At 38.7% G+C, this 12,531-nt stretch carries 12 protein-coding genes; 7 read left to right on the forward strand and 5 right to left on the reverse strand.

The features are described 5' to 3' along the window. Window positions 1-90: 90 nt before the first annotated feature. The 5 genes from GVK91_RS02360 to GVK91_RS02380 are packed head-to-tail and all read right to left on the reverse strand — an operon-like array spanning window position 91 to window position 4,099. Complete coding sequence (locus GVK91_RS02360; protein WP_159726720.1) at window positions 91-618, reverse strand: hypothetical protein; 528 nt, start codon at window positions 616-618, stop codon at window positions 91-93. Window positions 619-672: 54 nt separating this feature from the next. Next, a complete protein-coding gene (locus tag GVK91_RS02365) occupies window positions 673-1,482 on the reverse strand; it encodes a phosphate ABC transporter ATP-binding protein (protein ID WP_159726722.1) in 810 nt (269 codons plus the stop codon). Next, on the reverse strand, window positions 1,440-2,291 hold the full coding sequence (locus tag GVK91_RS02370) for a PstA family ABC transporter permease (RefSeq protein WP_159726724.1): 852 nt from the start codon (window positions 2,289-2,291) through the stop codon (window positions 1,440-1,442). The genes GVK91_RS02365 and GVK91_RS02370 overlap by 43 nt, the downstream gene beginning before the upstream one ends. Continuing rightward, window positions 2,284-3,180 carry a phosphate ABC transporter permease subunit PstC gene (gene pstC, locus GVK91_RS02375; RefSeq protein WP_153848818.1) on the reverse strand — a complete coding sequence of 299 codons (897 nt, stop codon included), beginning with the start codon at window positions 3,178-3,180 and terminating at the stop codon, window positions 2,284-2,286. The genes GVK91_RS02370 and pstC overlap by 8 nt, the downstream gene beginning before the upstream one ends. Before the next feature lies 1 nt (window position 3,181). Continuing rightward, window positions 3,182-4,099 carry a PstS family phosphate ABC transporter substrate-binding protein gene (locus tag GVK91_RS02380; RefSeq protein ID WP_228280248.1) on the reverse strand — a complete coding sequence of 306 codons (918 nt, stop codon included), beginning with the start codon at window positions 4,097-4,099 and terminating at the stop codon, window positions 3,182-3,184. A 199-nt stretch (window positions 4,100-4,298) separates the two neighbouring features. Between GVK91_RS02380 and GVK91_RS02385 the strand changes: the two genes are divergently transcribed. The 7 genes from GVK91_RS02385 to gdhA all read left to right on the forward strand — a co-directional run bounded on the left by GVK91_RS02385 (window position 4,299) and on the right by gdhA (window position 12,485). Then, complete coding sequence (locus GVK91_RS02385; RefSeq protein ID WP_159726728.1) at window positions 4,299-6,404, forward strand: HEPN domain-containing protein; 2,106 nt, start codon at window positions 4,299-4,301, stop codon at window positions 6,402-6,404. A 12-nt stretch (window positions 6,405-6,416) separates the two neighbouring features. Then, window positions 6,417-7,175: a uroporphyrinogen-III C-methyltransferase gene (gene cobA, locus GVK91_RS02390; RefSeq protein WP_120336169.1), complete on the forward strand. Its 759-nt coding sequence runs from the start codon at window positions 6,417-6,419 to the stop codon at window positions 7,173-7,175. Between the two features lie 2 nt (window positions 7,176-7,177). After that, a complete protein-coding gene (locus GVK91_RS02395; RefSeq protein WP_153848822.1) occupies window positions 7,178-7,756 on the forward strand; it encodes a bifunctional precorrin-2 dehydrogenase/sirohydrochlorin ferrochelatase in 579 nt (192 codons plus the stop codon). After that, entirely contained in the window at window positions 7,746-8,447 is a 702-nt protein-coding gene (locus tag GVK91_RS02400) for a phosphoadenylyl-sulfate reductase (protein WP_159726730.1), read from the forward strand. Before GVK91_RS02395 ends, GVK91_RS02400 begins: the two co-directional genes overlap by 11 nt. Before the next feature lie 53 nt (window positions 8,448-8,500). After that, window positions 8,501-9,391 carry a sulfate adenylyltransferase subunit CysD gene (gene cysD / locus GVK91_RS02405; protein WP_088161554.1) on the forward strand — a complete coding sequence of 297 codons (891 nt, stop codon included), beginning with the start codon at window positions 8,501-8,503 and terminating at the stop codon, window positions 9,389-9,391. A 29-nt stretch (window positions 9,392-9,420) separates the two neighbouring features. After that, window positions 9,421-10,665, forward strand: coding sequence for a sulfate adenylyltransferase subunit 1 (locus GVK91_RS02410; protein ID WP_153848824.1), 1,245 nt, complete (start codon window positions 9,421-9,423; stop codon window positions 10,663-10,665). 488 nt (window positions 10,666-11,153) lie between these two features. Continuing rightward, window positions 11,154-12,485 carry an NADP-specific glutamate dehydrogenase gene (gdhA, locus tag GVK91_RS02415; protein ID WP_153848491.1) on the forward strand — a complete coding sequence of 444 codons (1,332 nt, stop codon included), beginning with the start codon at window positions 11,154-11,156 and terminating at the stop codon, window positions 12,483-12,485. Window positions 12,486-12,531: the final 46 nt, after the last annotated feature.

The following is a 12,531-nucleotide window of genomic DNA, read 5'->3' on the forward strand; positions in this document are numbered from 1 at the left end:
TGATACTATGGTAAAATAAAATGCGGGATTATTCATATTTTAACTAGAATGGTCCCGCATAATTCCTTAAACGAGGTTTATAAACTGATTTTATGGAAACGATATCGGTGGCATGCTGATTTTACTGATGTTTATCCCAACAAAGCAATCGTCTTGACAATTATCGGGAACATAGCCCGCAGAAGAAATTAGACCATTGTTTTTGGCTTCAAAATAGATCTTTGAGTCTTTTCTTTTTATCAGCCAATCCTTCTTTGCTCTCTCATAAACTTGATCCAGCGTAGAAGCTTCATAGCCTTCGTCGTGCGTATTTAATTCAGTCTTGTTTTCGGTCCATTTAGCATAAGTCTGCACTTTGCCATCTTCGAGGTGTGTTTTGGCTTCATATGATCTATGTTCTACCTGACCGTTAAAAACTGTTATTGTGGTCGTACTATTACTTCCTGTCCAGGAAGAGCTGGTAACAGTATATTGATAAGAATTAGCATTCTCCTTTTTATATTTTTGATAAGCTTCATAACTCTTATCAAATTCAGAAGAATAAGCGACATCTTTACTACAGGAAATAAAAAAACTTGACAGGACCAATGGTATGGCAATAAAACAGCTACTTTTCATAATTAAGTTATTTAAATCTTAATTAGAACGATCCCGCCTGCACATTTGCTACACCTAGGAAATAAACCCTTTTACATATTGTTTTGTTATTTCATTTTGAGGATTTAACAGAACCTGCTCTGTTGGGCCAAACTCAAGGATCTCGCCCCCGTAAACAAAAAGGACATAATCAGACACGCGTCTTGCCTGTCGCAAGATGTGCGTCACCAATACAATGGTATAATCTTTCTTCAATTCAATTAATAATTCCTCAATTTTAGCAGTAGAAAGTGGATCTAATGCAGATGTCGATTCATCCCCAAGGATAATCTCAGGTTCTACAGCCAAACCTCTTGCAAGACAAAGCCTTTGTTGCTGACCAATGGACAATCCGCTAGCCGAATGTCCGAGGCGATCCTTGACTTCGTCCCATAGAGCCACATTTCGCAATTGTGTTTCCACAATTATGTCCAACTCCTTTTTGCTTCGAGTACCATGTATACGAGGGCCATAAGCCACATTATCATAGATCGACATTGGTAGCGGATAAGGTTTTTGGGACAAAAGTCCCATTTTCTTACGAATATGCGTTACTTCAGCATTTCTACCATAAATATCCTCACCATTAACGAGAACCGAACCCGTTATTTCAACACCTTTAGTATCGTCTACCAATCTATTAAGCGTCTTCAAAAGTGTTGTTTTCCCACAACCTGAAGGACCAATAATAGATGTGACACTATTGTTTGGTAGCGCGAGGTTGATATTTTTGAGTATATGTCGCCCGTCAATATAAACGTTAAGATCCTTGATTTCAATATGTGGATCGATCAAGGGATTTGTTATCGACGATTTTTTTGTTTCGATTGAAGGATATGAGTGCATACTACAATAATTAAAATAATGATTGTTAAAACTAAAGCTGAAGCATAAGCGCGCCCCTGAACTTCAGGAATAGGACTACTTAACTGAAAAAATATGGCCAATGGCAACGTTGCTGCCGGTTCATCAATATATTTTGGAAGATTATCACTAAAACCTGTTGTCAATAAAACGCCTGCAACATCACCAATAGCACGCCCAAAAGCCAACAAAATTGCAGTAAGAAGCCCTGTTCGGACACTCCTTAGCATGACCTTAGCCAATTCCCAGCGTGTTGTCCCTAGGGAAAGAGTAACATTCTTTAGGTCTTCAGGAATGGTTTTGATCAATTCGTCCACAGTACGAACCACAATTGGAATCGTTAGCAGTGTCACTGTAATGATACCCCCCAATAGCGATGCTCGAATACCTAAATAAACCATAATTCCAAAACCAACAGCCCCATAAACAATAGAAGGAACACCATACAATACATCAAACAACAATTTAGAAAGTTGAGTCACTTTTGATTTCGCTCCCAAATAAACATTAAGGTACAACGAAATCGGAATTCCTATAATTGCAGACAGGGCTGTTGCCACACCTGCTAAATAAAGAGAACCCAAAATCGCATTCAAAATCCCACCTTCCTTTCCAATATAAAATCCACCTTTTGGCAACTGACTAACCATCGCCCAACTGAGATAAGGAAGCCCCTTATACAAGATAGTTCCTACGATAAAAAATAGGGAAGCAGTGACAGTTATCCCAGAGAGATGCATAAAACCTTTGGCTACCTTTTCACTCAATAGCCGTCTTTTCGTATTATCCATGCTGAGCTCCTTCCAGTCGTCTCAATATAAGACGAGATATTAAATTAAAAACAAATATGATCACGAACAGCAGCAACGCTGAGAACATTAATGCAGATTCATAAAGCGGAATTGACATCATTTCCCCAAAATTATTGGCTATTAATGCTGGAATTGGATATCCCGCATCAAATACCGAAGTCGGCACCTTTGCAACATTGCCACAGACCATCAATACCGCTATTGTTTCACCAAAGGCTCTAGATGTTGACAAAACAATGGCAGCAACAATACCCGGCCTAGCTTTTTTCAGAATAACATGTTTGATGGTATCCCATTTTGTCGCACCTAAAGATAGCGAGGCCGCCTTTAAGTCATAGGGAATGGTCTGAAGTACCTCAACCATGATGGAGATCATGATGGGAAAGATCATCACCGCTAATACAATACCGCCAGCAAGCACAGAATATCCAGAGGTTACAACACCAAAGATCGGCGCTATATACAACTGAATCAAGGGTACAATAAACAAGACACCCCAGACTCCATAAAGTACAGGTGGTATTGCAGCCAAGATATTGACCAAAGGAAGCATCATATTCTTTAAAGCATCCGAAGCATATTCAGTTAAGTAAACAGCAGTCAGTATACAAAGTGGAATCGCAATAATAAGAGAAATCAAGGTAACGGCAAGCGTGCCTGCAATAAAAGGCAAAAAGCCAAACGACCCTTTCATTGGTGACCAAACCTTATCGGTTAACAGTTGAAAGATATTACTGTATTCAAATAACGGAATCGATTTTATGGTTAAACCAACCGCAATAATCACCACAACTGAAAGTGAAATCAGTAAGAGGAGCAAAGTGGATCGCTTGACCAATATATCTTTAACGAGACGAGTATTTAGCATGCTATAACTTATTAAGTTCTTCTTTTATCAGTGTTTCATTTAGTGGGACATAACCATTTTCAAGGAGCTGCGATTGCGCCTGTTTCTGGAGCACAAAAGAAATAAACTCCTTCAACAGAAGGGATTCGGTCTTATTACGCGTTACAAAGGTTAACTCTCTTGAAGGTGGAGCAGGGTATTTCCCTGTAGCAACGGCCTCTGTCAAATTAGATAGTGTACCATAAAACTGCTCATTATCTTCAACATGTCCATTTTTATTCAGATCCAAAGGAACAACAGCAATACGGTCAAAGACCTTGTTAGTTTTTAGATTATAAACGTAATTAATGTTATTGAATCCAATCCCATTGATATCATCCTTAATAGCTTGGGCAATCCCGGGATCACCAAAAATGCCAATACCTTGCAGATCTTCCTGCTTATGACCAAAAAATTTGGCCCATGTTTCAGCTGCTCCAGCAGCATCCGAACGCACATACACGTTGATAGGATCCGCCGTAAACTGAGAATCAATTTCTTTCCAGGTCTTAAACTTTCGATTCACAAAAATATTCAGCAATTCTTCGCGACTCAAACCACGCTTCAAAATAGTAGGATAATTAGGGTTGTCAGGATTGATCGTACAGATAACGGCGTCTTTTGCAACAATAATTGGAACAGCCCCTTTTTTTATTTCCTGCTCATGTAGATCTCTAGATACCATCCCAATATCAACCATCCCTGTAAGAACATCTGCAATTCCTTTTCCAGCACCTCCAGCTGAAATATTGAAGCGAACATTGGGGTGTATTTTTTTAAAATCTTCACTCCAAACCAGTGCCAAAGGATAAAGGGCAAATGCACCGGACAAAGAAATATTACCTTCAAAACCATGTTCCTTGCTGTAACCATTTTTAACTTTCGGCGCACAGGAAGTCATTTTAAATACGATTACATAGCTTAAAATCAGAACTATAAAACACTTTCTTATCATTACACCTAAAAGTCTACAGGTTTTGTATATTAAATTTTATAGGGCAAATATATATTAATTTGGTAGATATTATAGAATATTAAAAAAATATTTTTACATTTGACCCTGAGAAAAGAATACTAAATCAATAGATTTTATTTGTTATATGCAAAGCTTCCGCACAGAATTAGAAAACCCAATCGTGGAAAAGGAAATTATCGAACTTGAAAAAAAGATTCGATTGTTCCATGAGGGCAAAATTGCCGACGAGAAATTTAGATCGTTGCGTTTGGCTAGGGGGGTATATGGACAAAGACAACCTGGAGTTCAAATGGTTCGTATAAAACTTCCATTTGGAAAGGTTACGTTTAAGCAATTGAACAAAATTGCAGCGATATCAGACGAATACGCAAGCCGCAACCTGCACCTGACCACACGTCAAGATATACAGATTCATTACGTTAGCCTTGACCGTACACCGGAACTTTGGTCCAAATTGGCTGAAGACGATATTACATTACGTGAAGCTTGTGGGAATACAGTCCGTAATGTCACCGCTTCTCCAAGTTCAGGAATCGATCCAAAGGAACCTTTTGATGTTTCGCCATATGCTCAGGCTACCTTTGAATATTTTTTACGTAATCCAGTATGTGCGGAAATGGGACGAAAATTCAAAATGTCATTTTCCGCCAGTGATGAAGACACGGCGTTTTCCTATATTCATGACCTTGGTTTTATTCCAAAAATAAAAGTTGTCAATGGTGTGGAAACTAAGGGTTTTAAAGTGCTATTGGGTGGGGGATTGGGATCTCAGCCTTTCTTAGCATCAGTAACAAGCGAGTTTCTACCAGAGGATGAACTGATCCCCTATATAGAAGCTACACTTCGTGTCTTTGATCGTTATGGCGAAAGAAATAACCGCAATAAAGCTCGATTCAAATACCTTATTCAGAAATTAGGGTTAGAAGAAGTGCTAAATTTAATTGAAGCCGAAAAAATTGCGACGAAGGTTAAAAGCTATCCGATCGACCGAACCAAAATCGAACAGCCATTACCACCAGACGACAGCCAGTTATCAGCTATTGATCTAGATAGCGACCTAAACTATCAGGTCTGGAAGGGCACCAATACATTCGGACAAAAACAAGACGGATATTATGGTGTCTATGTACGGGTATCCACGGGTGATATTGGTACAGATAAAGCACGTGCGTTGGTTGCTGGTCTGAACAATTTGGTCGCTGATGATATCCGTATCACGCAAAACCAAAGCTTACTGCTAAAATACGCAACAGAAAAGTCACTGCCACATATTTATCAATTACTTAAATCTTTGGATCTAGCTCAGGTCGGTTTTGATAGTACAGCAGATGTAACAACTTGCCCTGGTACGGACACCTGTAATCTAGGCATCTCAAACAGTACCGAAATGGCCCGGGTTATTGAATCTTATATCGCTGAATTTCATCAAGATTTTGTCTTTAATCGTGATTTAAAAATCAAAATTTCGGGCTGTATGAATTCTTGCGGCCAACATGGTCTGGCACATATTGGCTTTCATGGTAGTTCAGTCAAAGCGGAAGGCAAAGTGGTTCCTGCAGCACAAGTTATGCTTGGCGGTGGAACAATTGGCAATGGTGAAGGGCGTGTTGCAGAGCGTATTATCAAAGTACCAACAAAAAGAGTCTTACATGTTGTAGAATGGGTGCTAAATGATTATAAAAAAAATGCGGAAGCAAATGAAAATTTCCATGCTTACTACGACAGACAAAGTAAGAATTACTTTTATAATCTTTTAAAACCGCTATCGGATCTGACCAATCTCGCTGAAGACGAATTTGTCGACTGGGGGCATGAAGGAACTTTCCAAACGGCAATCGGGGTTGGCGAGTGTGCGGGTATCGTTATTGACTTGGTTGCCACATTGATCTATGAGGCGGAAGAAAAGTTGCAATGGGCAAATGAAACATTTCAAGAATCCAAATTCTCGGATGCAATTTATCATGCCTATAATGCCTTTGTACAAGCAGCAAAAGCCCTATTATTGGATAAGGGAGTTAGCGCAAGCACACAAAATATCGTAATAAACGAATTCCAAACACATTTCGTGGAAACAGGTGAATATAATTTTGACCAAACGTTTCCGGAATTAGTCTTACAGATTAGTAAAAATGAACCAACGGAGCATTTTGCAATCAACTACCTTCAGGAAGCAACGAAGTTTATCAATGGAGTCTATCAACGTAAAAATTTAAAACCAGTATTGGTATAGGAGGGAATAGGTATGTCAATAAAAGCAAAAGTAACATTAGTCGGAGCAGGTCCGGGTGACCCGGATCTGATCAGCCTAAAGGGCATCAAAGCAATAGAAAAAGCAGATGTCATTTTATACGATGCCTTGGTGAATGAAGAATTACTGGATTACGCACAGGCTGAATGCATCAAGATATACGTTGGAAAACGAGCAGAACAACTCTCTACTTCACAGGATGAAATTAATCGCCTTTTGGTGGATTATGCCTTAAACTATGGCCATGTTGTCCGTCTAAAAGGTGGTGATCCATTTGTTTTTGGCCGTGGTGGAGAAGAAATTGATTACGTACAACAATATGGTATTGAAACGGCAGTTGTGCCGGGTATTTCCTCCGCAATTGGGCTTACCGGACTACAACAACTTCCATTAACTTACCGGGGAATCAGTGAGAGCTTTTGGGTCATTACAGGTTCCAAATCGGACGGCTCACTGTCAACAGATCTTTATCTGGCGGCAGAATCCAAGGCCACTGTCGTTGTCTTGATGGGCTATGGAAAATTGGCAGAGATCGTGGAAATTTACCGTCAAAGAAATCTGCACAATTTACCAATAGCCTTAATTCAAAATGGTTCATTGCCTAATGAAAAGGTTGTACTGGGTACTATCGATAATATTCTTGACGAATCAACAGAGAAAAGGGTCGGCGTACCGGCGATTATTGTAATCGGCGAGGTCGTTGCTAAGCATCGTTCATTCCAACACATTAAAGAAAAAGCTTTAGCTTTATAGATATGAACCAGCTATTTCCAATATTCGTCAAACTAAATCAAATTGACACCTTACTTGTTGGAGGCGGGAAAGTTGCATTGGAAAAATTTCAGGCTTTAATATCCAATGATGAAAGCTTAAAACTGACCATTGTGACTAGGGAAATCATCCCAGAATTTGAGGAACTATTGCAAAATTACGCACAAATTCAGCTCAACATTCGTCCTTTTGCACCAGATGACCTTACGGACAAACAACTTGTCATTGCAGCAACCAATAACATTGAGCTTAACGAGCAGTTGCGTAATTTAACAAGGCAAAATAACATACTATTTAATGCCGCGGACAAACCCGAATTATGCGACTTCTATCTCGGATCCATTGTAAAAAAAGGCAACCTGAAAATAGCCATTTCCACCAATGGTAAATCACCAACGATTGCCAAAAGGGTGAAGGAACTATTAAATGACCTGCTACCGGAGGAAATTGACGAAACACTGTCGCTCATGAGTACTTATCGAGAGCAGCTTAGAGGAGATTTCGAATACAAAGTAAAGCAGTTGAACGAGCATACCAAAAATATATTACGTTATGAACGTTAAGGAAATTAAAGAAATTATTGGCAAAAAAAAAGGAGTGGAGCTCTTACAAACAATAGCCTCCTTATTTCCTAATGAGGTAGTTTTTTCGACCTCTTTCGGTATTGAAGATCAAGTAATCACGGAATGGGTCGGTAAAAATAATATCAATATCGAAATATTCACGCTGGATACTGGACGACTGTTCAAAGAAACCTATTCCCTGTGGAACCGTACCTTGGAGCGCTATCATTTGCACATCAAAACCTATACTGCTGATACAACATTGTTGGAAGATTTTATCAGCAGAAAAGGCCCAAACTCCTTCTATGAGTCGGTTGAGAATCGAAAGGAATGTTGTAGGATAAGGAAAATTGAACCTTTACAACGTGCGATTAAAGGAAAAAAAATTTGGATAACGGGCATCCGATCAGATCAATCCATCAATCGCCACGATATGGACTTTATCGAATACGATGAAGCAAACCAAATCATCAAAATCCATCCTTTATTTGACTGGACTTTTGAGGAAGTAAAAAAATATTGTAAAGAACAATATATCCCTTACAATGTGCTGCACGACAAGGGTTTCCCAAGTATCGGTTGTCAACCTTGTACAAGAGCGGTACAAGAAGGAGAGGACTTCCGCGCTGGTAGATGGTGGTGGGAAGATCAAAGTAAAAAAGAATGTGGTTTGCACGGTGTTAAATCATAAAATAGCGAAGCAGAAACCCAAATTCATTAAATCAAATTTTATTATTTCAGAGAATGGACTATTTAGATCATTTAGAAGCGGAAGCAATATATATTTTAAGAGAGGTAGCCGGACAATTTGAAAAACCAGCGCTATTATTCTCTGGTGGTAAGGACTCGATTACACTTGTTCACTTGGCAAAAAAAGCATTTAGACCGGGTAAATTTCCTTTCCCATTAGTTCACATTGACACTGGTCACAATTTTCCCGAAACAATCACTTTCAGGGATTCTCTGATTGAAGATATAGGAGAAAAACTTATTGTTGGTTATGTTCAAGACAGCATTGATCAAGGGAAAGTTGTTGAACAAAAGGGAAAAAATGCAAGTCGAAATGCCTTGCAGACAGTTACCTTACTCGATACAATCTCAAAACATGGTTTTGACGCTTGTATCGGTGGCGCACGTAGGGACGAAGAAAAAGCCCGTGCCAAGGAAAGAATCTTCTCAGTGCGTGACGAATTTGGACAATGGGATCCCAAACGCCAAAGACCTGAGCTTTGGAGCATCTTTAATGGCAAAATAAATAAGGGTGAAAATGTCCGCGTGTTTCCCATTTCAAATTGGACCGAGCTCGATGTTTGGAATTATATTAAACGCGAACAGATCGCATTGCCATCTATCTATTTCAGCCATGAACGGGAGGTTATTACCCGCAATGGGCAATTGATGGCTGCCGCCTCATTCTTAAATATCGATGCAGAGGATAATATAGAACGTAAATCTGTACGTTTCAGAACTGTGGGTGACATGACTTGTACAGCAGCGGTAGATTCAACGGCAACTGAGCTAGATGATATTATCGCTGAAATCAAGGCCTCAACGGTAAGTGAACGTGGTGCCAGAATGGACGACAAAGTATCTGAAGCAGCTATGGAAGAACGTAAAAAACAAGGATACTTTTAATTCAAATCAAACACCTGATATTGACAACAATGAATATATTGAAATTTATAACGGCCGGTTCTGTAGATGATGGTAAAAGTACCTTGATTGGCCGATTACTATACGACACAAACTCCATTTTGGATGACCAATTGGAAGCTATACAACGTGCCAACCGGAAAAATGACGACGGGACAGTAGACTTGGCCATATTGACTGATGGACTTAAAGCTGAACGCGAACAAGGGATAACAATCGATGTAGCATATAAATATTTCCAGACTGAACAGCGAAAATATATTATAGCCGATGCTCCAGGACATATCCAATACACCAGAAACATGGTAACTGGCGCTTCCAATTCCGATCTTATAATCATTTTGGTTGACGCTAGAAAAGGCGTAATAGAGCAAACAAAACGCCATTCTTTCATTGCTAAATTATTGGCCATGAAACAAGTTTTGGTCTGCATTAACAAGATGGATATGGTCGATTATAGCGCTTCTGTTTTCGAACAGATCAAAGCCGATTATTTAACTTTAGCAACTAATCTCGGACTTAAGGATATTGATTTCATACCTGTTTCAGCCTTAAAAGGAGACAATATTGTCCATAAGTCCGAAAGAATGAGCTGGTATGCAGGCGAATCTTTATTGGATTACCTGGAAAATGTAGAAATTCACGAACAGGAAGCAGCCAGTTGGCGGTTTCCCGTCCAATGGGTTGTAAGACCACAAACAGAAGATTTGCACGATTATAGAGGTTATGCAGGCCGCGTACTAGGAGAGGGCTTAACGGTTGGTGACCAGGTCATTGTTTATCCAGCAGAAACATATAGCACAATTCAAGCGATTGAATTAAACGGACAACAACTTCAACGGGCTGAAAACGGACAATCTGTCATTGTACACCTCAGTGATGATGTTGATATTAGTCGTGGCGATACCATTGCGAGTGTAGAACATCCACCGAAGTTTGAGCGTAATATTCAAGCAAATTTATGTTGGTTCGACAATAAACCTTTGGATACAGAACAAGTTTATCTTGTCCAAAGCCACAGTAAATTAACCAAAGTTAAGATAGTAGATGTGTTGTATAAATTTGATATCAATACACAGGAAAAAATATATAGCGACCCGATCAAACTCAATGATATTGGTCGAATAGCCATTAAATCCGCTGAGAATCTAGTATTTGATTTGCAGCAGGAAAATGCTGCAAATTCTCAAGCCATTGTTATTGATCCACGGACAAATCTAACCGTTGGAGCTTTAATGATTCAAGCTGTCGATTAATATTTTTTAAACGTAAATATTCAACCTAAATATTTTTCAAGGAACTCAGACATTGTCTGAGTTCCTTTTTTTACGAAGTTTAACTAACAGGGCAGGTCCCGATTTAAGATATTTAACATAATATAAATTATAAACAAATAATGTACAAAGAGGGCGTAGGCATCCGGATTAAAACTAAGCTGAATATTTGCCAAATAATCAGTAAAAAGCATTAGATGTTAGATATTTTATAATTATAGACCTCATTTTAAAGTATTTTATCAAAATAGAATTATTTTCGTTTTTCAATAACAAAAATCGAACAAAATACAGTTAATACATCACTACACACACATTTCACCAACGAATCATCGATTTTAAACGAAAAATATAAAATATGAAATTTCATTAAAACAGATTAATATTTGTAAATAATTAACAAATATTGGTTTTTCATTAAAAAATACATAAATTAGTGCCAGCCAAAGGGAAATTTTACTAATTAAAACATGTCAAAAAATTTTAACGAGTTCATCTCAATCGTTGAGAAACGCAATCCAAATGAACCAGAATTCTTACAAGCTGTAAAAGAAGTTACCGAGGATTTATTTCCTTATATTACCGAAAACCATCCTGAATTTTTCGACCAAAAGATTCTTGAAAGACTGACTGAACCAGAGCGGATTATATCCTTCCGTGTAACTTGGTTGGATGATAACCACCAGGTACAGGTAAATCGTGGTTATCGAGTTCAAATGAACAGTTCAATCGGTCCATATAAAGGCGGTCTCCGCTTCGCTCCTTCTGTTAACCAAAGTATTTTAAAATTCCTCGCTTTTGAGCAAGTATTTAAAAACAGCTTAACAGGACTGCCAATTGGTGGTGGTAAAGGGGGCTCTGATTTTGATCCTAAAGGTAAAACAGATAATGAAATTATGCGTTTTTGTCAAAGCTTTATGACTGAACTTTATCGTCATATTGGCGCAGATACAGATGTTCCTGCGGGAGATATTGGCGTTGGTGGACGTGAAATTGGATTCTTATTTGGTCAATTTAAACGACTTCAAAACAATTTTACAGGGGTTCTAACGGGTAAAGGTGAATTATGGGGTGGATCATATATTCGTCCTGAAGCTACTGGTTATGGGCTTCTATATTTTGTTGACTGTATATTCAAATATCAAGGAAAATCTTTACAAGGTAAAGTAGCGACAGTATCTGGTGCTGGCAACGTAGCCTTTTACGCTGTTGAAAAAGCCGTTCAACTTGGCGCCAAAGTAATTACAGTTTCAAATAGTTTGGGTACACTTTATGATCCTGATGGTTTTGATGCTGAAAAAATGGCATTTGGGGCTACTTTGGGAAGAAACCTCGATCAATATCCTGCACGTTATCCGAATGCCCAGTTCTTACCTGGTCAAAAGCCTTGGCAATTTAAATGTGATATCGCATTACCATGTGCAACACAAAATGAATTAGAAGAATCGGATGCTAAAGCGCTTGTAGCAAATGGTTGTATCTGCGTAGCTGAAGGTGCTAATATGCCTTCTACTGCAGAAGCTATTAAAGTTTTTCTAGACGCAAAAATCAGTTTTGCTCCTGGTAAAGCTGCGAATGCTGGTGGTGTTGCTGTCAGTGGCCTGGAAATGTCTCAAAACTCAATCCGTACACAATGGTGTACAGAAGAAGTTGACAACCGCTTAAAAACTATTATGGAAAGCATTCACGAAACTTGTTTGAAATATGGGCAAGACAGTGGATTCGTTAATTATTTGAAAGGTGCCAATATTGGTGGTTTTATAAAAGTCGCTAACGCGATGAAAGCACAAGGTATCGTATAACACGCCTTTTTCTAATCATATCATAATCCTGAGCGCTCAAATGCAT

Origin of the sequence: Sphingobacterium sp. 18053 (genome assembly GCF_902706145.1) — a bacterium.
GTDB classification, from domain to species: domain Bacteria; phylum Bacteroidota; class Bacteroidia; order Sphingobacteriales; family Sphingobacteriaceae; genus Sphingobacterium; species Sphingobacterium paramultivorum.